The sequence below is a fragment of the Gimesia fumaroli genome (assembly GCF_007754425.1).
Lineage (GTDB): Bacteria > Planctomycetota > Planctomycetia > Planctomycetales > Planctomycetaceae > Gimesia > Gimesia fumaroli.
The window spans coordinates 5,770,000-5,792,536 of sequence record NZ_CP037452.1 but is presented as its reverse complement, the minus strand read 5'-3'; the positions used below and the strand labels follow the sequence as shown (position 1 = coordinate 5,792,536).

The 22,537-nt window shown below is 50.2% G+C and carries 13 protein-coding genes; 4 read left to right on the top strand and 9 right to left on the bottom strand.

Annotation, left to right across the window (positions count from 1 at the left end; all coding sequences use genetic code 11):
* Nucleotides 1-42 precede the first annotated feature (42 nt).
* Both Enr17x_RS21940 and Enr17x_RS21935 read right to left on the bottom strand, forming a co-directional pair.
* On the bottom strand, nucleotides 43-2,457 hold the full coding sequence (locus tag Enr17x_RS21940; protein ID WP_145311835.1) for a VWA domain-containing protein: 2,415 nt from the start codon (nucleotides 2,455-2,457) through the stop codon (nucleotides 43-45).
* A 69-nt stretch (nucleotides 2,458-2,526) separates the two neighbouring features.
* Nucleotides 2,527-2,988 (bottom strand): hypothetical protein, encoded by a 462-nt coding sequence (locus Enr17x_RS21935; RefSeq protein ID WP_145311834.1) that lies wholly within the window; start codon nucleotides 2,986-2,988, stop codon nucleotides 2,527-2,529.
* A gap of 430 nt (nucleotides 2,989-3,418) precedes the next feature.
* On the opposite strand from Enr17x_RS21935, the gene murC reads away from it, so the two are divergent.
* Both murC and murB read left to right on the top strand, forming a co-directional pair.
* The gene (gene murC, locus Enr17x_RS21930) at nucleotides 3,419-4,870 is read left to right on the top strand and encodes a UDP-N-acetylmuramate--L-alanine ligase (RefSeq protein WP_145311833.1); all 1,452 of its coding nucleotides are present in this window, start codon (nucleotides 3,419-3,421) and stop codon (nucleotides 4,868-4,870) included.
* The gene (gene murB, locus Enr17x_RS21925; protein WP_145311832.1) at nucleotides 4,836-5,714 is read left to right on the top strand and encodes a UDP-N-acetylmuramate dehydrogenase; all 879 of its coding nucleotides are present in this window, start codon (nucleotides 4,836-4,838) and stop codon (nucleotides 5,712-5,714) included. The genes murC and murB overlap by 35 nt, the downstream gene beginning before the upstream one ends.
* Nucleotides 5,715-5,727: 13 nt before the next feature.
* Here the strand turns inward: murB and Enr17x_RS21920 are convergent, their stop codons facing one another.
* The 6 genes from Enr17x_RS21920 to Enr17x_RS21895 all read right to left on the bottom strand — a co-directional run bounded on the left by Enr17x_RS21920 (nucleotide 5,728) and on the right by Enr17x_RS21895 (nucleotide 15,378).
* Nucleotides 5,728-7,002: a PQQ-like beta-propeller repeat protein gene (locus Enr17x_RS21920; RefSeq protein ID WP_145311831.1), complete on the bottom strand. Its 1,275-nt coding sequence runs from the start codon at nucleotides 7,000-7,002 to the stop codon at nucleotides 5,728-5,730.
* Nucleotides 7,003-7,048: 46 nt separating this feature from the next.
* Entirely contained in the window at nucleotides 7,049-8,458 is a 1,410-nt protein-coding gene (locus Enr17x_RS21915; protein ID WP_145311830.1) for a DUF1501 domain-containing protein, read from the bottom strand.
* Nucleotides 8,459-8,488: 30 nt separating this feature from the next.
* Entirely contained in the window at nucleotides 8,489-11,842 is a 3,354-nt protein-coding gene (locus Enr17x_RS21910) for a PSD1 and planctomycete cytochrome C domain-containing protein (protein WP_145311829.1), read from the bottom strand.
* A 204-nt stretch (nucleotides 11,843-12,046) separates the two neighbouring features.
* Nucleotides 12,047-13,411, bottom strand: coding sequence for a DUF1501 domain-containing protein (locus Enr17x_RS21905; RefSeq protein ID WP_145311828.1), 1,365 nt, complete (start codon nucleotides 13,409-13,411; stop codon nucleotides 12,047-12,049).
* Between the two features lie 98 nt (nucleotides 13,412-13,509).
* Complete coding sequence (locus Enr17x_RS21900; RefSeq protein WP_145311827.1) at nucleotides 13,510-14,280, bottom strand: HpcH/HpaI aldolase family protein; 771 nt, start codon at nucleotides 14,278-14,280, stop codon at nucleotides 13,510-13,512.
* Between the two features lie 135 nt (nucleotides 14,281-14,415).
* A complete protein-coding gene (locus Enr17x_RS21895; protein WP_145311826.1) occupies nucleotides 14,416-15,378 on the bottom strand; it encodes a hypothetical protein in 963 nt (320 codons plus the stop codon).
* A 524-nt stretch (nucleotides 15,379-15,902) separates the two neighbouring features.
* Between Enr17x_RS21895 and guaA the strand changes: the two genes are divergently transcribed.
* Nucleotides 15,903-17,501, top strand: coding sequence for a glutamine-hydrolyzing GMP synthase (guaA, locus tag Enr17x_RS21890; protein ID WP_145311825.1), 1,599 nt, complete (start codon nucleotides 15,903-15,905; stop codon nucleotides 17,499-17,501).
* Between the two features lie 290 nt (nucleotides 17,502-17,791).
* Nucleotides 17,792-20,854, top strand: a complete 3,063-nt coding sequence (locus Enr17x_RS21885; RefSeq protein ID WP_145311824.1) for a PVC-type heme-binding CxxCH protein — start codon at nucleotides 17,792-17,794, stop codon at nucleotides 20,852-20,854.
* Nucleotides 20,855-20,941: 87 nt separating this feature from the next.
* Here the strand turns inward: Enr17x_RS21885 and Enr17x_RS21880 are convergent, their stop codons facing one another.
* On the bottom strand, nucleotides 20,942-22,147 hold the full coding sequence (locus Enr17x_RS21880) for a hypothetical protein (protein WP_145311823.1): 1,206 nt from the start codon (nucleotides 22,145-22,147) through the stop codon (nucleotides 20,942-20,944).
* Between the last annotated feature and the right edge of the window lie 390 nt (nucleotides 22,148-22,537).

Below are 22,537 nucleotides of genomic sequence, written 5' to 3'. Positions count from 1 at the left end.
AAATCAAGTATCAGTGAAACAACAGGAACATCATTGGTTCGATTATACTAAGCGAAACCGTTTTCTTAACAGCCATTCTATCGAGATCAGTAATGTAAACAGAAGTAGAAATTCCCAGCGATTCCAGAGAGGTATCGGCTCTTCATTTTCCAGAGGGACCGGATGCCCCACGGGGATGGCCTGGGGAAGTTCCCCGGCAGCAAAGATCTGGAAATATTCTCCTCGGGTTTCTTTGGCCGTTTTCTGCATATCAGACTGATTCATATCCCGGTTAAGTAGTTCACGCTGCGAGACTTCGACCCGAAAATCTTCCGCAGGCGGGGTGCCTTGCAGAATCGGTTGTGAAACCCACGTATGGTAAGCGCCTTCGGTGATGTTGGAGAAGGTTCCTTCAAATACAGAGGGTGATTTTTCTAAGGGAGTTAATTTGACCGGTCGAGATGCTTCGCCTTGACGTTCCAGCATCACGGTCACTGTTTCCGAACCCGTTGGAATCAAGCGTTCGTCGAGGAACTTGACGCGAAATTGAACGGTGTCGCCTTGCTGATACGTTTTACGGTCCAGTGTCAGTTCGACGGCCTGCTCCTGATTTAAAAGTTTTGCGCGGCTCAAGTAGCGGATTGCCTGAACCCAGTAACGGGAGTAATACAGATCCCCCACGAGATCCCGCCAGCGCCAGAGATCATCGGTGGCGTTGAAGATGACTTTTCCTGCGCCGACACGCTGTGTGGCGATGATGGGGATATTCTGTCCGTTTTTTCCTTTTTGAGTTGGATGGATGGCCAACACGGATGCCCCTGGTTTGACCTTGTCTGCCGCGTAATACCAGTATAGTTCTGGTAGATTATTCCAGATGGTTCGACTCTGTTCGGCGTTGTCGGCAAAACGGAAGATGGAAGTGCTGAATTGCCCTTCGGAGGTCAGTTCCGGTTGGAAGCCATTGACGATGGGAGCTTGATCGGTCAGCTGATTCTGTTTGGAAATTTCGATTGGCAGCAGTCCCTCGAGCACGGTATTGGCATAGGTCTGTGGTGCAAAGCGAGGGCCCGCGACGACGATCAGTCCGCCTCCTTTTTCCCGGACGAACTGATCCAGATTCTCAAGCACCGCCTGACTGAAGTATGCTGGATCGGCATCTCCCAGAATGACAACATCGTATTGGTAGAGGTCTTCTTTTTTGACCGGGAAATAATCAAGGGCGGTCGCATCTTCAGAAGAATATTCGAGATCCGATTCCTGTAAGATGCTGCGCAGCTCGATCGTTTTATCTCGCTCCAGCAGGTGTTTCAGATAGCGATACTCATAGCGGGGAACCGAATCCACCAGCAAGACGCGGATTTTCTGATCGAGTACGGAGACCTGCCCGCTCTGCTGGTTATTTTTCTGATTTACCTCGCCTTTGACCGGTTCGACTTCAAATACGTATTCAAATAACCCCGGTCTGTTGGGGGTGAAAGTAAGTTCGATTTTCTGATACTCTTTTTTCGGGTTTACCGGAATCTGTCGTGCAGCAAGAGATGCTCCCGTTTTTGCATCCTTAAGGGCGACAGAAATCGAACCGGAATTGATGCCGAAGCTTTTTACTTTCGCTGATAGATTGATTGGATCGTTGACGAAAGCGACGTCATCTACCAGCAGATCATACAGTTGTAGATCGCGGACCGGTTGTTCACTTCCGACGCCGACGGGAAAGATCGGAACCAGTTTTGACTTTGCCAAAATGGCGGCACGCGATAAGAGATCGACCTCACCCGTGCTGGAGATTCCATCACTCAGCACAATGATGGCTGTCGGTGGAGTGCCACGAAAATCATTGAGTACTTTTTGTACGGCGTGAAACAGCCGCGTTTCCGTTCCCAATGGTTGAATTTGTTTGAGCAGTTCCTGGGTTTGTTCGGCGTCTGTTTTATCCAGCAGGCCTGGTTGTCCCAGCGGGATACACTCTTCGGAAAAGTGGTAAAGCCTGAGTTTGTGATTTTCCTGCAGCTCGGTTAAAAATCGGGCGTTGTCCTGAAGTAACAGGTTCTTGACGAGATCGAGTCGATTTTTTCCTTCCGTCTGCTCTTTGGCTACCTGACTGATTTTTGTGGACGCGGATTGAGAATAATCATCTTCCAGGCCCATGCTGGCGGAGTCATCAATCAGCAAGGCGACAAACGGCAAACCAGTTCTGTGAATCGTCAACGTGAATTTGGTAAGGAACAATAAGACAATCACAAACAGTACGAGTCGAAGACTGAGCAGGACAGCACGCTTGGGCAGATCTAAATGAGCCGTATCTTTGAGGTAAGCGTAAATCAGCAGAAACAGAATTCCAACACCCAACAAGAGCACACACCAGTCTGGTAGCCAAGCTGGCCAGGGAGAGTGCCACTGGAAATTCCACGCCGATCCCTGCCCCGGCCCCGCCGGTGGGATATCGAAGTAGGATTCCAGAAGTTGTTTCAGATAATCCATAAAAATGCGCTAAAGTATGCTCGGTGAATTACAGCGCCCCAAGATCAGAACAGACAGGACGAAAGATACCTATATTGTATCCAGATCGGTCAGCAATTGCTGTTTTTCATCTCCCTCCAGATCAGTTTCTGCGATTTTTTTTGCCTGCTCCAGGTACGATGCGACCTCTTCTGGTTTATTAGCAACCGAGGCGGCCCGCGCCAGCGCTTCATAAGCATAGGCCAGATAAAAAGGGCTCAATTGACCCTCTCGAGTCACGTTAAGACAGAGAGTACCAAAACTGAGAGCGTTACTCGGCTGGTTGGTGATTGCATAAACCCGAGAGAGTTGCCAGTAAGCGATAGAAATGTTTTGCGGCGTATGTCCCTCAAACTGGGTCCAGTGCCAATATGAGGCATGACAGGTGGAAATCATCTCGAGATTTTCTGCTGGAGTACGATCTTTTTTATCCAGGTACTCCCAGGTTTTATTAAAACAGGCAGCAGCGAAATAGCGATGGGCCGCTTGAATATCAAATTCGGGAGACGGCATTCGATTACTCCTTCGGGAACGATTCGATTGAACAGTGTTTGGCGGAAAGCAGCTAGAAAAAACTGGTCTTCAGACAGATTCCATTTCGAGGCATAATGCATTGTATCGAAGCCGGAGAAGAATTATAAGAACTTTGAAAAAATCAAAGGAAGTCAAAGGAGCCAAACGACTTCGAGTCAAAAATGACTCAGGTTTATCTATCTTGTCAGCTTTTACCAGACGACCGGCTTGATGCAACAGGATCTTTTTATTCGATAATGTTTATCTAGTCGAAACAAATGTCATAACCAATGGATTCAGAACGCGTTGATTCCCGATAGTTAGAGACGAGGGATTTCGGAACGATCCAGCCGAAACCAGTACTTGTCGGGGGGGACTCTCCCTTTTCAAGACCAATCATCGGGAACTTCAGATAGACATTAAGGCGACTATGATCCTGTCAAAAGCGAACATTAATCAGCAAAGCCTGTCAACGAATGAATTCCAGTTGGATTCAGCTGCATTACCTGCCTCTGCCCATCTAGTTGGTATTTGTGGTTCCGGAATGAAAGCGCTCGCCGAATATCTGGCAAGTGCTGGCTGCCGCGTGACGGGATCTGATATGAGTCCTCCCATTCCTGCCGCAGGCTCGTTGCGGTCAGGCGGATATCGGGTTCATCAGGGACATGACAAGCGGTTTGTTCCTGAAGGAACGAACGTGTTGATTTATAGTCCGGCGATTGGTCTGGCAAATCCGGAACGTCGATTTGCGCAGCGAATGGGAATACCTCAATTCTCATATGCGCAGATGCTGGGTAGCCTGATGCGGCAGAAAAAAGGCGTTTGTATCGCAGGGACACATGGAAAAAGCACGACAACCGCTTTGACTGCGTATGTGCTTGAAAACTCTGGTGCTGCTCCTTCTGCGGTGATTGGTGCGGAATTATGCAACGAAAATTTGAACGGCTGGGCCGGCGAAGGGCCTTTATTTGTAGCGGAAAGTTGCGAGTATCAACGTAGTTTTCTGAATTTATTCCCCTATCATGCCGCGATTACAAACATCGAGCCGGATCATTTTGATTATTTCAAAAACCAGGACGATATGACGACCGCTTACGCTGAGTTTGTTTCCCGCATTCCGGTGAGTGGTTCCTTATTGCTGCCGGCAACCTGCCTGGGACTTTCGAAAATTCGCGAAGCGTGCAAAGCGAAAGTAACGACCTTTTCTCTGGAACGAGGGGCAGACTGGTGGGCTACGGATATCAAACCGACCTCATTTGGCCTGCGATTCCGACTCTTTCATCAAGGTGAGTATTATTCAGAAATTTCCCTGCAGAAAACGGGTAAACATAATGTTTCCAACGCGATGGTCGCAACGATTCTGTGCCACACCGCTGGTATCGATGCGGAAGAGATTCGCGAAGGCATCTACCAGTTTCCCGGAATTCGCCGCCGTTATGAGCGAATGGGCTCTTATAAAGGAATCGCTCTTTTCGACGATTATGCCCATCACCCGACAGCGATTCAGTCGACGCTCAAAATGCTGAGGCAGGAAAATCCGGATCGAAAAGTCTGGTGTTTATATGAACCGCACCAGGTCTCGCGCACGCAGGCTTTGATGGATTATTATGCCCGCAGTTTCGCTTTGGCGGACGAAATTCTGATTGCCCCCGTCTATGCGGCCCGTGAAAACCTGGGTGAAGAACCCGTTGAAACGTCAAAAGAGCTTGTAAATCGAATTCTTCGTCATAATGATTCGGCTAGATTCAGCAGTTCCCTTGACCAGATGCTCTCAACTTTAGAGACTGAGGCTCAATCTGGTGATATCATCATTACTATGGGAGCGGGCGAGATAAATCGGATCCATCATGAGCTCAATCGAAGACTTCAAAGAGATTCTTAAGCATTCTGAACCATTGGCCAAGTATTCCTATTTCAAAATAGGGGGACCGGCCCAGTTCTTTCTGGAACCACGCAACGTGGACGAACTGCAGGCAGTCGTTTTGTGTTGTGTCGAAAATGAGATCCCCGTGCGCGTGATGGGCGGAGGCTCAAATATTCTGATCAAAGATTCCGGCGTGCAGGGCGCAGTAATCCGAATTCACGACGAAGAATTCGCGAAGATCCAGATCGAAGGGACCACGGTAACCGCAGGGTCCGGTGCATTGTTGTCAAATCTTGTTTCTCAGACCGTGAAAGCGGGGCTGGTCGGCCTGGAAGGTCTGGTTGGGATTCCCGGAACGGTCGGTGGTGCACTGCATGGAAATACGGGTGGCCATAACGGCGATATCGGTCAGTATGCAACTTCGGTCTCTGTTTTGACGGCGCGAGGAGAAAAATTTGTTCGGACTGCAGATGAATTGAGCTTCAGTTACCGCGAAAGCAGCATCAATGAGCTGGCGATTCTGGAAGCCACTTTTGAATTGAAGCAGGATGATCCCAACGAAGTTGCCAACCGGATGAAAAAGAACTGGATCATGAAGAAAGCCAACCAGCCTTTGACGCACCAGTCAGCCGGTTGCATTTTTAAGAATCCACGTGGCATGCACGCGGGCGCGCTGATCGATCAGGCAGGTCTGAAAGGCACACGCATTGGTGGTGCAGAAATCAGTGATCGGCATGCGAATTTCATCATCAACGATGAAAATGCAACGACGGAAAACGTACTCGATCTGATCAATCTGGCGCAGAATACGGTTTCAGAAAAGTTCGGTGTAGAGCTCGAAATGGAAATCGAGCTCTGGTAGTCCGCGTTTTCTGTTAGTTTCCAATACAGTAAAGATGTTGGAACGTACGGAGAAAAATCTGTCCGTCAGAAAAAGCGGGCGTGGAATTACTCCGTTCTTTCAGTTGATTTTGAGCGACCTTTTCGAAGCGTGCTGCATTCGGCTTGAACACGTGAGTTGTCCCGTTCTGATCGGTGACGTAGAGATGCTCATTCGCCAGAACCATCGAGCCCCAGCAGGCGGCGCCTCCCGAACGTTCCTGCCAGACGATTTTTCCGGTGCTGGGATTCAGGCACTGGAAAATATTGGGGCCGGCATTTGCCATGAAGAGATGGTTATTCGTGAAAACTCCCGTCGAAATGCGCTGCGGATTCGGTTCCTCTCGCCATAATCGCTCTGGGTCAGTGATGTCTCCCGTGCCTTGCAGCCGAAAACCGATCGCAGGGCCATTGTAGCCGCCCATCGCGACGCAGATATCATTTGCGAGAACCGGTGACGTATACGCGAGGTCGCCTTTTTTACCTCGTAGCCCATAACAGCTCCAGATGATCTTTCCGGTTTGGGGGGCATAGGCATTCACGCGCAGTGACATGCTGCAGACGATCAACTCTTGTCCTTTAATGTCAGCGATGACGGGTGTGCTCCAGGACCCCATGTATTTTCGTTCGTTGTTGCGTTGACCATCCCCTTCAGTCGGTTCCTCGGTTTCCCAGATGGTCTTTCCATTCGCCAGGTCAACGGCCGTCATGAAGACCCGTTTCCCGGGTCCACAGTGCAAGATGACTTTGCCGTCATGCAGGAGCGGGGAGACTCCATAACCCCAGATGTGTTCAAACTCTCCCAGATTTCGGCTCCAGAGTTCTTTGCCGGCGAAGTCATAGCAGAATAAACCAGCTGAGGAATGCCAGACAACAACCCGCTCTCCATCAGTCACGGGAGTAGAACCACAATAGTTGTTGGTCTTATGTGTCGGCAAGACTTTATCGAAGTTCACAGTGCGGACCCAGAGTTGCTGGCCGTTTCTTCGATCATAGCAGTAGAGGCTGCGCTGGCGTCCTTCCTTTTCGGCACAGGTCACAAACACACGTCCGTTGGAGACAATCGGGCTGCTGTTCCCAGATGTCGGGAGCCGAACTTTCCAGACGATGTTTTCCGTTTGATTCCACTTAAGAGGAACCTCGGTTTCCAGTGAGGTCCCGTTGCCTCGGGGGCCACGAAAGGCGGGCCAGTCTTCCGCGGTGAGAGTGCTCGGCCCGAGCAGGAGTGAATACGAAAACGCGAAGCAGAGCACTCTGAGAAGCGGTTTCATCTTATTGCCTTTCAATGCGTGATCGATGCCGAACGAGCAAATTGGTTTAAGCAATCACATCATGTACCACGTGTCCGTGTACGTCGGTCAGTCGCATGTCGCGACCACCAAAGCGGAAGGTGGATTTCGTATGTTCCAGTCCCAGCAGATGCAGCATGGTGGCGTGGATATCATGAATTTCCACGCGGTTTTCCACGACTTTATAGCCCCATTCATCGGTGGTGCCATAGACTGTACCGCCTTTGATCCCGCCGCCTGCCATCCACATCGAGAAGCCGAACGGGTTGTGGTCTCGCCCGTTGGTTCCCTGAGCGAATGGGGTTCTTCCGAACTCGCCGCCCCAGATGACCAGTGTGGAATCGAGCAGGCCGCGCTGTTTGAGGTCTTTCAGCAGGCCCGCAATCGGTTGATCCACGGCGCGGGCGTTATTTTCATGATCGCGTTTTAAGTTACTATGTTGATCCCAGCGATCGCTTTTGACATTGGTGCAAGTCAGTTCGACAAAACGAACGCCCCGTTCGACGAGTCTCCTCGCGAGCAGACATTCTGCAGCGTAGGTTTGTGTGGGTTCATATTCTGCATTGAATCCATACAGGTCCAGGGTGGATTTACTTTCGCTGGTGAATGACATCAGGTCGGGAATTGCCATTTGCATTTTATAGGCAAGTTCATAATTCGAGATGGCAGATTCAATTTCGTCGTGTGCGCCAGATTGCTGTTGTTTGAAGCGATCCAGTTGTTGCATCAGTTTGAGTTTTTGCTGTTGAGTCTGGACAGTTTTTTCCAGACGTTTGACGTTCGCAATTCCGCTACCCCCCGGCTTGAACACCGAGCCCTGAAAGCTGGCGGGGAGAAAACCACTGTTGAAGCAGTCGAGACCGCCGGGAGGGATCAGGCCGCCGTTAACAACAACAAAGCCGGGCAGATTCTGGCATTCACTGCCTAAGCCGTAATTGACCCAGGCACCCATGCTGGGGCGTCCCTGCAGGCCGCTGCCGGTATGTAGAAAGTAGTTGGCAAAAGTATGTTCAGGAAATTGAGATACGACCGACCGGATGACAGCCATGTCGTCGACACAGGTGCCGATGTGGGGGAAGAGATCGCTGACCGGGATGCCGCTTTCGCTGTATTGTTTAAAGTTCCACGGACTTTTAAGGACTTTGCCGACGTTATCAAACTGTGTGTCTTCAACTTTGAAAAACTCGCCTGGATTTTTTCCATTGTATTTGGTTAACAGTGGTTTCGGGTCGAACGTATCGACTTGCGAAGGGCCACCGTCCATATACAGAAAAATAACGTTCTTGGCTTTAGGGGGGAAATGAGTTTTGCCGGTGGCGACTCCGGAGAATGCCTGGTCCTGCAACAGGGCTGTGAGCGCAGCGGCACCGAAACCGTTGGCACAGTGTTTGAGCATATCACGTCGTGTGAATTGTTGTCTGAATTGACCGCAGTGCATGTTGCAGACTTTCTGAGGGTTCTCTGGAAATCAAAAAACGTAGATAAACTCTTTGAGATTAAAGATCACATGGCCCAGCTCTGCCCAGATGGTAGCAGGGGGTGTTGTATCCGGATTTTGTTTTGTGCGTTCTAGTACGAATGCTTTGGCCGCTGCCAGTTCTTCTGAAGTGGGCTGACGACTTAACGCCGTTTCATACATCCAGCGAATCTTGTCGTCGGTTGTTTTGAGATTCGAATCATTAGCCACCCGTTCTCCCCAGAGTTGCGCCTGTTGAAGCACAAACGGATCATTCATCATGATCAATGCCTGGGCAGGTACATTGGAGACATTTCGGCGGCCCATTGTGCTGAACGGGCTGGGGGTATCGTATGCCAGCATCATCGGAGAGAGGAAATTCCGGCGGACCTGGATGTAGATCGAGCGTCTGCCTTTTCCGTCCAGCGGACCGTTGACCGGCGGCTTGCCGCGACCGTCCATAAATCTGGTGAGATGAACCGGGATCGAAGAGCCGTACATTGTCGTATCGAGTCTTCCGGAAATACTCAGCAGCGCATCCCGAATGGATTCGCCTTCCAGTCGTTTTAACGGCATTTTGTGGAGATAAATATTATCGGGATCGATTTCCGAGACATTCAATGTGGTCTGGCTGGCCTGCTGATACGTCTGGGTCAGCACAAGAGACTTGATCATCTGTTTAAGGGAGCGGCCTTCTTTCAGGAATTGTACGGCTAGATAGTCCAGCAGCTCCGGATGCGAAGGTCGTTCACCCAAGACGCCGAAATTATCGACGCTGGGGACAATGCCTCTGCCGAACAGGTGCGCCCAGATGCGATTCACAATCACACGATGCGTAAGCGGATTTGCGGGATCATTGATCTCGCGTGCCAATGCAAGCCGTCCGCTTCCGGGGGTATTCTCAGGAGTGACACCGTTGAGCGCTTCCAGGAATCGCCGTTCGACCACGGGGCCTTGATTTTGATGGCTGCCACGAATCAGGACATGATCGTTTTCCGCACTGCCATCCATGATTGCCATTGCGGTTTGTGATTTGGTTTGAATTGCCTGTTTCAGCTTATCACGTTGAGTCTGATAATCTTTGATTTCTTTTTTGAGCGTGAGACGTTCGGGACTGTTTGGTTCTGAGAACAGGTCTGGGTGGGTGAGCATCCAGTTGATCAGAGAGGCCGCCTGGGGAGCCGGTTTGTCTAAAGTGTCAAAGAACTCATGAAATGCGTCTGTGAACGCCTTTTGGGCCTGAGGACTTTTCAGACTGACGGAGGTCAGGTCGGGTTCGGGAAACTGAGCCGCGTTCTTGACTTGATAGATCTCCAGCGGTGATTGATCGATGGGGGTGAATTCAAGGTGAACGCGATGTCCTTTATAGCGGGACAGATCATGAAACACCCACAGCGGCTTGCCGGATTTGTCAGCAGTGACTTTCTTTAACGTCGAGCCGTGAAGGGGGCCGAACAGCAGACGATGGGAATCGACACAGGCATAGACCCAGCAGGAGCCCTTCACCCGATAGGCGACCGATCCCTGGACTTCGAAGGTGGGCGTGCGGAGCGTTTTTCCGGCACGGGGGTAGGATCTCAATTTGTTTTTCTGGTTCATCTGCGGTGATTTTACGTCTTCCAGATCGTTCCAGAGGGGGTCGCGGACCGCGGCTCCTTCCAGTTGCACTGTCAGCGGGAGCTGCTTATTGGTTGGATTGAGCTGAAGCGTGCCTCGGGGACGCGGGGCCAGTCCAAAGGTGAAGCCGTCAGTGATGAAGTCTTCCGAGGAACAATGATCATAATTGACGATGGTTCGGTTGGGAGACTCGGGGCTGGCTGGTGCGAAGGGACTGGGGGGAGTCAATGAAGCTGGCGTGTTTGCCTCCAGCATGATGGCCGCTTTGAGCTCCTTTTCCGCGGCCTGATTGTTCTGCAGTAATTGAACCCAGCGTTTGAGGATGCCTGGATTAAGTTGCTGCTGTACTGACTGAGTCTGAAGCTGTTGTTCCAGATCGGTCTCTTTTGCTGACTGAACCAGTTGTGAGGCACTCTCGTAATAGCGAGAGAAATTTTTGACTTCGTGCTGGAACGCGGCTTTCAGTTTTGCTTTGAGGCGGCTTTGCTCACGCTGGTGCAGCTGTTCGGCCTGCTGTGCGATGTTCTGATTGTGAGGCATCGACTCAAATCGAACCTGATGGTAGTTGCTACTTTGCAGGTAGCCGTATAAGGCGTAATAATCTTTGGTTGAAATGGCGTCGAACTTATGATCGTGACAGCGAGCACAGGAAACGGTCATACCCAGGAACGATTTAGTCATGACGTCGATTGCATTATCAAAGCGGTCGGTTTCGTCTTTGCGGATATCAACGGGAGAGTGAACCCATTCCCCCAGATACCAGAAGGCGGTTGCGAGGACCGATTCATTGAACTGTTTTTCTGGATGCAATCGCGGCTGTTTTAGCAAATCACCGGCGATGTGTTCGGTGACGAACTGATCGTATGGCAGGTCGGCATTCAAGGCTCGGATGACATAATCGCGATACTGAAATGCGTTGGGGGCATCGTTATCGAACTCATGTCCTCGTGATTCGGCATACCGCATCAGATCCAGCCAGTGGCGTCCCCAGCGTTCGCCAAATTGAGGAGACGCCAGAAGCTGATCGACGACCTTCTCAGTGGCGTTGGGCGATGGATCATTCAGGTAGGAATGAATCTGTGCGGGGGTCGGCGGGAGGCCGATCAGGTCGAAGTAGAGCCGTCGGATGATGGTCCGCTTGTCGGCGTGTTGTGCAGGCTGTAACTTGTTGGCTTCGAGCTTCGCCAGAATAAACTGATCCACGGGATGTGCCGACCAGTTCTTGTTCTTGACTGTCGGTGGTGTCACGTTTTTCAGTGGTTGCCAGACCCAGTGCGTTTCACGCCGGTGTTTGAGATCAAACGTTTCAGCAGCTTCTCTCTCGGCGGGTGGTTTTTCGTCGGGCCAGGGGAGTCCCATTTCGACCCAGCGTGTTAGGAGATCGATCTCTTCTTTTTTGAGACGTGTGTCGGGAGGCATCTCGAATGATTCATAACGAACGGCTTCCAGTAGCAGGCTGTCGTGTGGTTTTTTCGTGTCTACAGAAGGGCCTGAATCGCCGCCTTTCATGATCAGGGAGCGTGCATCGAGTCGCAGTCCCCCTTCGAGCCGTTTGGCCTGGCCGCTATGGCACTTGTAACAATGTTCGGCGAGCAGAGGGCGAATCGACTTTTCGAAGAACTCCAATTGATCCGGTGCAAATTGCGGAGCGGCGTCTACTTTTGATTTCGTTTCTTCAGCCGAAGTCGAAATGCTTACGCAGATGGCCATCAGTAGGATAACAGAGCTCGTGCGGAGAAATTGCTTCATGCGCGGAGGTTTCTTTTTCAGAATACAGGTCGTGATTCAGCCGAAGCTTCTTATGACAGCATATTCAGTACTACGTGTCATTTCAAAATGGGGGGAACAATATCTTTCAATATTGCCATAAGCTATTTTAACGCTTTCAGTTGAAGCGATTCAAGTTTTAATCGGCTAAGCTGAAAAAGAGAGCCGAATTCGCTGGAGGGAGGCTTAGATCAATTCTGACAATGGTTTGGCGTGTTCTTCTACCAGATATTGCGGACGGCCGCTGAAGTCTTCGATCGTAGTATGCTCTGTATTGATCCCCAGATTATGATACAGCGTGGAAAACAGTTCGGGGAATGTGACGGGACGATCGACGGCTTCGCCTCCCAGGCGATCGGTGGCGCCAATCACCTGACCGGTTTTCATGCCACCGCCGAAGAGGATGGCCGAGTTGACGCGGGGCCAGTGATCGCGGCCGACCCGGGCACTGATTTTGGGAGTTCGCCCGAATTCGCCCCAGATGGCGACGGTACAGTCTTGATCGAGACCACGTTGATGCAGGTCTTCCAGAAGCGCGCTGACGCATTGGTCGAAGATCGGGAAATCTTCTGCTTCGCGTTTGAAGATGGAGTTGTTGGGGCCGCCATGCCAGTCCCATTTGCTGTAGTTCAAAGTCACGACGCGGGCACCAGCTTCGATCAAGCGACGAGCCGCCAGCATGCTCTGCGGCACGCGGGGAGCGCCGTTACTGTCGATGAATTTTGTGGGATCGCCGGTACCATAGCGTTTGACGGTTTCCGGATCTTCTTTAGAAAGGTCCAGGGCTTCTGCCAGTTGAGACGAAGTCAACACGCCCATTGCCTGTTCGGTGAAGGTGTCCAGGCCGGTCATCATGCCGGATGCGTCTGCTTCCCGTTTGAAATTATCGATACTCTGTAGTAATTGTTTGCGATCAGAAAGCCGTTCGAGCGAAATGCCGTTCAGAACCATATCGTTACGGGTTGGGCCCATCGGACGGAAAGGCGAGTGCGAGAGTCCCAGAAAGCCAGGTCCCGGTTCATTGTAAGGGCCGTGAGTACAGGGGTAGCAGAGGCTGATAAAGGGGGGCGCCGATTCCACATGCGCGCCTTGTACTTTGGAAACGGTTGAACCGAATTGCGGCCAGCCTCCCTGTGGTTTCGTCTTTTTGGGGTCATGACCGTTGAAACACTGAATGGCATCATGGCCGCTTTGTGAACCGACGATGGAGCGTACCAGAACCATTTTATCCATGAGTTGTGCCATGCGGGGGAAGGCTTCACAGATTTCAATTCCAGGCACATTGGTTGAGATCGGTCGCCACGGACCGGCAATCTCTTTGGGGGCTTCCGGCTTGAGATCGATCATATCCTGATGCGGAGGGCCTCCGACCAGATAGATCATGATCACCGATTTCTGGCGTTTTTTATTGGCCGGGTTTGATTCGGCTTGTAACAGGCGGGGGAGGGTCAAGCCGGAAAGTCCCAGGCTACCAACCTGGAGAAAGTTCCGTCGCGATAAATGATCGCAAAATGAACCTTGTGCGTGGTTTTGTCCCAGCAGTGTCAACATCTTGATAGTTCTCCCGCTGTCGTCTGAAATCGATTGAGCGTATGAATTGTATCAAATTGTGTTTATGTGTTCCAGTGGAGTCTGTCAGGAACTAAGAATTATTTTCTGGCTCGTTCCCGTAATTCCGGCAGGGCTGCTTTGATACCAATCGTTCCCAAAGAGGCGATTGAGCCGATATTGACGAATCGGTAGCCTTCATCGATGGCCTGGCGGCAGCGGTCCAGATCTCCAAAGGTAATACCGGCTGGTTTATTGGCACGGGCGACTCGTTTGGGGAAATCGGCCAGTAATTTCAGGAGCTCGGGGTGTTCGGTCTGACCGATGATTCCCAGGGAAGCGGAAAGGTCCATTGGGCCGGCGAAGACAACATCGATGCCATCGACGGCGGCGATTTCCTCAATGTTTTCAATGCCTTCCGGTGATTCAATCTGGGCCACGATGGCCGTTTCCTGATTCGCATGGGGCAGATAGTCGTCGAAGGAGAAGTCCATAAACATCGTCCAGTCGGGAGAGACGCCACGGGTTCCTTCGGGCGGATATTTCGCGTACTGGACGGCCAGTTTCGCTTCTTCGGCATTGTTGATCTGCGGAACCATGATCGTGTTGGCTCCGATGTCGAGTGCTTTTTTGAAGTAGATTGGGTCGAGCCCGGGCACGCGAATCATCGGCATGCAGCCTTTGCGGCGGGCGATTTCCGGGAGATGTTTGACTTCATTGACACTGTAGGGACGATGTTCCAGATCGATCCATAAAAAATCGATACCAGTGTCGACAGAAAGTTTTGCCAGGATTTCAGAGGCATCCGGCATGCCGACTCCCAAAGCGACACCACCCTCAGAAAGTAGAGTTTTGATCTTATTTACGAACATCGTGAGGTCCTGAAAAGAGAACAACGATCATGAAGCGAAAAAACATGATAAGCAGAAACGAAGAAACGGCATACCCTGAGAGAGTATGCCGTTTCTGATTTATCATTTTTAATCAGAATCCGGTTTCGTCAAACTCTAGCGACTGATGTAGTACATCGCGGGGTCGTCAATGATCCACTCAGTGGACCAGGTGCGCCCATTGTCCTGATTGCAGACATTGAAGAAAGCAGTATGAAACGACTGAATTCTTGTTCCATATGGCAGATGTGAGGCAAATCGGTCAGCCGGGGTCAGAGGATCAACGCCGGGGCTGGCGTAGTAGTGAATACGTCCATCAGGAGTGAATGACATGCCGAGAGTCCACCAGCCAGTCTGTTTGATTTCCGGTCCGATGAAGTCCTGACCGGACGTATCTGCCCGGACGATAAAAACAGCGGAATCTTCACCATTCGGGCTATCTGTTTTGCTGTTGAACTGAATGAACATTCCCAGATAGAGGGTTTCGATTTTTGTGGAATAGCTGCTGCTGCGAAAAAATCGTCTTCGACTCTTGCTCTTCGATTTCATTGGTGCTTTCACTGCTGTTCTGAAACCAAAGGATGTACCGGTTTTGTCTTCCCATTCCTCAAATGGCGGGAGATAAACGCGGGTAACTACGCTGGGGGAAAAATTGACAGAGACCATGTTGCCCTGCATGATCAGGTCATCCTGATTGGTTCCCCGGCTGCCATGACCTGGAACACCCGTATGCAGCGACTTCATCAACAGAGCGCCTTTACTGCCGGGTAGGCCACCCGGTGGGGTAGGAACGCGCTGCAGAATATCTGGTTGTCCCCGTTTGGCACTTTCTGTCCAGATACTGTTGGCGGATTGCCCGAGTGGGTAACGGGTCTGTTTATCAACATTGTAGCTACTTTTGGGAAGATTGGTCACGAATTCCCAGGATTCATCTTCGAAATCATCCCAGGACCCATCTACCTTTGTGCCGGTTCCCGGCACCACTTGTGCGTTTACATCGGCTCCTGCAATTAGAATTGAGGTTCCTGCGATCAAAGCCAGACAATGTCTGGAGAAAAAATGATTCCATTGGAGAAGCATGATTTTCTGTTCCTGGCGATATTTTGTTGAAAAGAGAGAGCTGGGAATCATTTTTTCCCAGACTGATAAGATAGAAGTAAACGAAATGCGTGTAATTCACACATTCCTGCAGCGCGTGATTTTCGGCATTTGTTGCATTACTGGAATTATCGGATGGATCGACAGGAATGGTTCAACTTCTCCTGATGTGTCTGATTCGTTGTAAGTTCTATTCTCGTTTAAGTTTCCGTCTGAATGGTGTGATTATGAATTCAAACAGAGGTATCGAATTTTGGTGCTCATAGACCTATATCCGGCGTAGCTTTTGTATTTTGACTGATAGTTGTAGATTCCTGCTGGTTTCCTTGGCGAAATCAGCGGGCAGAATTGGATTTCGAAAATGGACTCGCTAAGATAGCGACTTGCTTTTCAAGCAGAATTCTTTCGTCCCAGCGGGCCTCGGTCCCTGGCAATTCAATTCATCGGCGGCCTTAGCGCGAGTGTCTCTGGTGATTCTTTGATTGCATCTATATTTCGAGAACGTAATGACCGATCCTCAAGTTTCTGAGCAGGATGCTCTTTCTCAGAGTTTAATCGATACAAAGCAGGAAGAATTAATCCTGGTACTGGATTTTGGGTCTCAAACATCGCAGTTGATTACGAGACGTGTTCGCGAGCAGAACGTCTTCAGTCAACTGGCACGTCCCAATCTTTCTGCGGAGCGGATTAAGGAACTCAATCCGAAAGGGATTATTCTTTCAGGTGGTCCTGCCAGCGTATATGGGGAAGACGCACCTCAGGCTGATCCGGAAATCTTCAATCTGGGGATACCGATTCTGGGGATCTGTTACGGCATGCAGCTTGTCTGTGATTCCCAGGGCTGTGAAGTCAAATCGGGAGAATCCCGGGAATTTGGACGCACGCCCTGTACTGTGAGTGATCATACAAATTTATTCTCCGGGGTGCCTACAAATTTTGTTGCCTGGATGAGTCACGGCGATCAGGTCCAGAATCTGAGCGAACACTTTACTTCTCTGGCGTCGACGGAAACCTGCCAGTTTGCAGCGGTAAAGCATCACAGCAAGCCTTTCTTCGGGCTACAGTTTCACCCGGAAGTCACGCATACTGAGTTTGGTGGCATGTTGCTTTCTAACTTTGTACAAAAAGTTTGTGGCTGTGAAGGGACCTGGCGAATTTCCAATTTGATTGAACAGGAAATTGAATCGATCCGGGAGCGGGTTGGCGATAAGCGTGTAATTTGTGGATTATCGGGGGGCGTTGACTCCTCGGTCGTCGCAGCATTGTTGTACCGCGCCATTGGTTCACAGCTTTCGTGTATCTTTGTGGATAACGGCCTGTTGAGAAAAGGGGAAGCCGACGAGGTGTCTCACCGTTTTGGAGAGCACTTTCAAACTGACCTGCACGTCGTTGATGCACAGGAGATGTTTTTATCGGAGCTTGCTGGTGTCTCTGACCCGCAGGAAAAACGGAAAATCATCGGTCGCTTGTTCATCGAAGTGTTTCAGAAAGAAGCGAAATCGATTGAGAACGCCCAGTTTCTGGCACAGGGAACGTTGTATCCCGATGTGATTGAATCGGGGGCCAACCCTGATGGTCCTGCAGCGACCATTAAATCGCACCATAACGTGGGGGGATTGCCGGAACAGCTTGGTTTTGAACTGATTGAACCGCTGCGTGAGTTGTTCAAAGATGAAGTCCGCGAAATGGGCCATGAACTGGGGCTGCCGGATGATTTGATTTATCGCCACCCCTTCCCCGGTCCCGGCCTGGCAGTGCGATGTCTGGGTGAAGTCACAGAAGAACGTCTGAAAGTGCTTCGGGAAGCGGATCTGATTGTGATTGATGAATTACATAAGGCAAACCTGTATCGCAAAACCAAGCAGGCGTTTGCCGTTTTGTTGCCGATTCGATCGGTGGGCGTGATGGGCGATGGCCGAACTTACGAGGATGTCGCTGCAATTCGCGCTGTCGAAACAGACGACTTTATGACCGCCAACTGGTCTCCGCTACCTCACGAAGTTCTGGAAAGAATGTCGACCCGTATCACAAATAATGTGCGGGGAATCAATCGCGTGGTATATGACATCAGCTCGAAACCACCCAGCACCATTGAGTGGGAATAATTCATTTCGCGGTGCCATTTCTGTCATTGAAACGGAATGGTTCGTCGTATTAACGATAGTCGCTCGTAGAGAGATTCTGGTTTTGGGGTGAAATGGACTTGATTTCCGTTGTAATCCGGGTATTTTAGAACACATTCGTTAATGTTCTTTATAATTTACTCGCCCTGGAAGTCGGAACGAGAAAATCGGACTCAAGCCTGAGTTTGAGCTCAGATTGTTCCTCTTCATCTTCCCACCTTTGATTCCTCATACATGATGACTGCGTTTCTTGGCATAGAAAGTCGGAATACATGATTTCGGTTACTCAGCGAAAAGTGTTTTGTCTGGTCCTGGTTTGTTTCACAGGCGTTCTCTTAGTTGGCAGCAGTTTTTATTCATCAGCGACTGCACAAAAGCCTTTGCCGAATGAAGGGGACTTAGCAAAGCGGCTAAAGCGGATTCCTGCAACGCCTCCTGAAATGAGTCTCAAAGGGTTTAAGCTGGAACGTGATTTTGAGTTGGAACTGGTGGCCGCTGAGCCTGATGTAATGGACCCAGTGGATGCCTGTTTTGATGAAAACGGGCAAATGTATGTTGCTGAAATGCGAGGCTATCCTTATCTGCCGGATCAGGTACCAGATTATATGCCCGGTCCCGTCCGAAAAAATGCGGGTGTGATTCGGTTATTAAAAGATACGACCGGCGACGGCAAAATGGATAAAAGCTTTGTCTTTGCAGATACGATTACCTGGCCCACTTCGGTTTGCTGTTATGACGGCGGTGTATATGTGATTGCGCCTCCCTATATTTATTACTTCAAAGACACCGACGGCGATGACAAAGCTGATATTCGCGAGACGGTCTTCACCGGGCTGCGAACCAATAATGTGCAAGGGTTGGCGAACAATCTGAAATGGGGTTTGGATAATCATATTTACTTTGCGGGCGGGACCAACGGCGGTTCCATTTTGAAAGACGGTAAAGAAGTGATCCCTGCAGGGCGACGGGATTTGAAGCTGAATCCCAAGACCCGAGAACTGGAAGCGGTTTCGGGTGGTTCGCAGTTTGGACATTCAATGGACGACTGGGGAAACCGTTTTGTCTGCAGTAACAGTAATCACATTCAGCATGTGGTTTATCCCAGCAATTATTTGAAACGCAACGCGTATCTGGCGGTTCCCGGAGTGTTGCGGACGGCAGCAAAGCGTGGGGCGGCTGCTCCCGTGTTTCGCCGGAGTCCACCGGAGCCTTACCGTGTGGTGCGAACCGCGCGGCGTGCCGCTGATCCGAAATTTCGTAAGCGCCTTTCACCGACGGAATTAGTGGCAACGGGCTTTTTTACTTCCGCCACCGGAGTCACCATTTATCGTGGTGGTGCTTACCCTGCTGAATTTCAGGGGAATGCATTCATAGGCGATGTTGGTGGAAACCTGATTCACCGTAAAACGATGGATGGTAAGGGAGCCACCTATGTCGCGACTCGGGCTGATGAAGATACCGAATTTATTACTTCGAATGATAACTGGTTTCGTCCGGTCAATTTTGTAAATGCACCGGATGGGACGCTGTGGGTTCTCGATATGTATCGGGAAACGATCGAACATCCCTTTTCGATTCCAGAAGACATCAAGCGACATCTTGACCTGGAAAGCGGTCATGATCGCGGGCGGATTTATCGACTGAAGCATCCCGAGGGGAAGACATTCAAAGTTCAGAAATTAGGTGTGCTGCCCGTCGATCAACTGGTATTGCAGTTGGAATCACCGAACAGCTGGAACCGGGAGACCGCTCAACGTTTGATCTGGGAACGCCAGGATAAGGCGGCGATTCTGCATCTGGTCAAACTGTTTCAAACGTCAAAGCAACCTTTGGGGCGTTTGCATGCGTTATGGACTCTTGATGGATTGAATGCGTTAAATTCGGATATTCTGATGAAAGCATTACAGGATTCGGAAGCCGGAATTAGAGAGCATGCGATTCGGTTGTCCGAGAGGTATGCGAAAGAGAACTCGGAATTGTCTGAAGCGGTTCTCAAATTAACAGACGATCCGGAATACCGGGTGCAATTGCAGCTGGCGTTTTCGCTGGGTGAATTTGACAGACAGGCCGCGATTGCCGGTTTGACGAAACTGGTAGACTCAAAGAATTATGATGGAGATATGCAGGTTGCAGTGCTGACCTCTTCAGCAGAGATTGCCGGGCCTTTAGCGGTGAATTTCCTGCGAGAATCAGCTGGTACACTTTCCGGCTCAAAACGACCTCTTGTGGTCGAACTGTTGCGTATTGCCGGTGCGAAAAAGGAAACGGATGACGCATTGGCAGTGTTGGATTTTGTCTCGGGGGATTCCATTTCACTGGTTCAGAAACAGTTGGTACTGGGGGCTTTAGGAGAAGGTCTGGGCCGTCGTGGTGCCTCGCTGGCGACCTTGCTGAAAGATCCTCAAATCAGTACTGATGTCAAACAGCGTTTTGACAAAACCGTCGCTGAAGCCGTTGAAACGGCTGAGGATGAAGACAAGCCTGTGGCAGAACGAGTGGCTGCAGTTCGCCTGCTGGGCTTTATGGATTTCAGCGTTGCCGGCGATGTACTGGCTGAAGTGTTGAATCCGCGTTCCTCACCAAAAATTCAGCTGGCAGCCGTTGAAGCATTATCCCGGATGGAGCACAAAGATGTGGGTTCTGCGCTGCTGACAAACTGGTCCGGATTCAGTCCGGCTGTGCGGACCGATGTGGTCGATGCGTTACTGGGATCGTCCGGGCGGATTGATACTTTGCTGGCCGCGATCAAGAAAAAGCAGGTTAAGCTCAACGAGATTTCCCGCGACAAAAAAGACCTGTTGATGAATCACCCCAATAAGGAGATTCGCAAACGCGCTCGCAAGGTGCTGGGAAGCGATGTCAACAGTGACCGGGCGAAGATCGTGGCGGCGTATCAGTCGGCTTTGGAATTAAAGGGCGATGTAGAGAGTGGAAAGAAGATTTATCTGAAGAATTGTGCCGGCTGCCATAAAGTCGGGGATCAGGGGCATAATGTCGGGCCAAATCTGGCAACGACGAAAAACAAGTCCAACGGTGACTTGCTGATCGCGATTCTGGACCCCAGTCGCGAAGCGCAGTCCAACTATAATACTTATACCATCGTCACGGAGCAGGGAAAGCTATTTACCGGTATCATTGCTGCAGAAACGGCGACGAGCTATACCATTCGCCGCGCGGAAGGCAAAGAAGATGTGATACTGCGAAACAATATCGATACTCTGCTGTCCAATGGGGTTTCTTTAATGCCTAATGGCTTGGAGAAAGAAGTCAATCCGCAGCAGATGGCGGATTTACTGGAGTTCATCAAGTCGCTGGAAGCGCCCCCTCAAAAGTAGAGGTTCTCTTTCGTGCATAAAAAAACAGCCCTGTCAGACTGATTCTGGCAGGGCTGTTTGATTTGATACAGCGTGATTGAGAGAGGTTTACCAATCCATTCCCAAAGTGATCGAACCACCGAGGAGACTCAGGTCTCCTGATTCGCTGGCGGCTGATCCGGCACCATTCCACCACATTCCTTCCCAAGCTGCACGAACCCAGACGAGGGCTCCTGTTTGCAGTACGAAATCGGCCTGCATACCAACCTGAATTTCAGCGATACTTAATGATTTTTTGGATTCGGTTTGTGCAGATGCAACCACCGGTCCCGGGTTTCTGTCGATAGCTGAGTATTTTGACTTACCCCACAAAGCGGAATATTTGGCGCTGGAGATCAATGACACGCTGGAAGTACCCTTTGATCGTCTGTCGAAGAGTCCCAGGGGGCGTCGGGCTTCACCAAAGACCACGATACCATTTCCGTCAAATCGATGTCCTGCATCTGACTGAACCTGGGAACCACTGGCGGTTCCGATCGCATGGTATCCTTGACTGACCGAAGCATGACGGTAGCCACCGCCGAAAGTGGTTTGCCAACGCTCAAAGTTCAATTCCTGGCTTAAATCGACATCAATGGTGTAGAGTTTCAAGCTACTTGTGGTGTTGATGTAGTCACCGGCCTGGCCGCCGGCCCGGATTCCACCAATTGTGGTTTTGGTAGGCAATCCATTGAAGAAGACAAAGTTATTAGGGGAAGTCGCTCCACTGCCGGAGTTATCTTCCAGCTGGAACCAGCGAACTTGAGCGCTAAGCCCTTCATTATCAATGAGCCCCAGGTTGATGCGAGGAGCGGTCTGGTAATTGTATGGAAAATCATTAGACGTCGTGATGGTCGTCATTCCGGATTGATCTTCTGTTGTAAAAGCGGTATCGGTATCAAAGCCGGGTTTTACAAAAACAGCAGCGGCACCAGCGACGATTCCGAGACGCTCGTAAGGCATTTCATCCAGATAGGGTTCTTCAATCCAGTCCCCCTGGGTGTATTCTTCTACGGGACCGTAATACTCACCATTGCTATAATTTTCGGGCATTGCAATGGGGGATAAATCAGAAGTCCGAGGAGACGACGGTGCGAATGAGACGGCGTCGATTGCAGACTCGGGTTCGTAATAGTCCGAGGCATTTGAAATTCTGAAGACCCCTTCAGATTCATTTGATGGTTCGACTGGGAAATCTGTTTGAGAATACAGTGCCTGCGTTGAAAAACAGCAGATTCCCGCAATTATCAAGCCAACGAATCCGTTCGTTCTCATAGCTTAATCTCTCCATTTCAGCTCAATCAGAACCGTTTCAATTCCGTTGACTGAAAGATGCTAATTAAAAACTAACCTCTCCGATATAACACGCTTTGTGAATTCAGAGCATTCTTGTGCGTAAGTACAGCAATAGGTGAGGCTGTGTAGACAACCCGCTGTCACAATTGATCGGCTTGATACAGCTGAGAAGACCATTAAAAACGGTACATCTTGAAAAAACAGTACGATTTTTCGCTTCAAATGATTCGAATGTATACGTCGCCTTTCAGGAATTCTCATCCTAATTTACCCATTCTTTTATGAGTTCGATTTCTTAAGCATCAGTTAAGTAATGAGTTATGGATTTGGAAAAAATTGAGAAATGCTGAGACGATGAAATGATTCATC

Bases quoted from the DNA above. Each gene is read 5' to 3' on its own strand.
- Enr17x_RS21880 (WP_145311823.1), bottom strand. From the start codon at position 22,147: ATGAGAACGAACGGATTCGTTGGCTTGATAATTGCGGGAATCTGCTGT.
- Enr17x_RS21905 (WP_145311828.1), bottom strand. From the start codon at position 13,411: ATGTTGACACTGCTGGGACAAAACCACGCACAAGGTTCATTTTGCGAT.
- Enr17x_RS21940 (WP_145311835.1), bottom strand. From the start codon at position 2,457: ATGGATTATCTGAAACAACTTCTGGAATCCTACTTCGATATCCCACCG.
- Enr17x_RS21885 (WP_145311824.1), top strand. From the start codon at position 17,792: ATGATTTCGGTTACTCAGCGAAAAGTGTTTTGTCTGGTCCTGGTTTGT.
- murC (WP_145311833.1), top strand. From the start codon at position 3,419: ATGATCCTGTCAAAAGCGAACATTAATCAGCAAAGCCTGTCAACGAAT.
- Enr17x_RS21910 (WP_145311829.1), bottom strand. From the start codon at position 11,842: ATGAAGCAATTTCTCCGCACGAGCTCTGTTATCCTACTGATGGCCATC.
- Enr17x_RS21915 (WP_145311830.1), bottom strand. From the start codon at position 8,458: ATGCACTGCGGTCAATTCAGACAACAATTCACACGACGTGATATGCTC.
- Enr17x_RS21920 (WP_145311831.1), bottom strand. From the start codon at position 7,002: ATGAAACCGCTTCTCAGAGTGCTCTGCTTCGCGTTTTCGTATTCACTC.
- guaA (WP_145311825.1), top strand. From the start codon at position 15,903: ATGACCGATCCTCAAGTTTCTGAGCAGGATGCTCTTTCTCAGAGTTTA.
- Enr17x_RS21900 (WP_145311827.1), bottom strand. From the start codon at position 14,280: ATGTTCGTAAATAAGATCAAAACTCTACTTTCTGAGGGTGGTGTCGCT.
- Enr17x_RS21895 (WP_145311826.1), bottom strand. From the start codon at position 15,378: ATGCTTCTCCAATGGAATCATTTTTTCTCCAGACATTGTCTGGCTTTG.
- murB (WP_145311832.1), top strand. From the start codon at position 4,836: ATGAGCTCAATCGAAGACTTCAAAGAGATTCTTAAGCATTCTGAACCA.
- Enr17x_RS21935 (WP_145311834.1), bottom strand. From the start codon at position 2,988: ATGCCGTCTCCCGAATTTGATATTCAAGCGGCCCATCGCTATTTCGCT.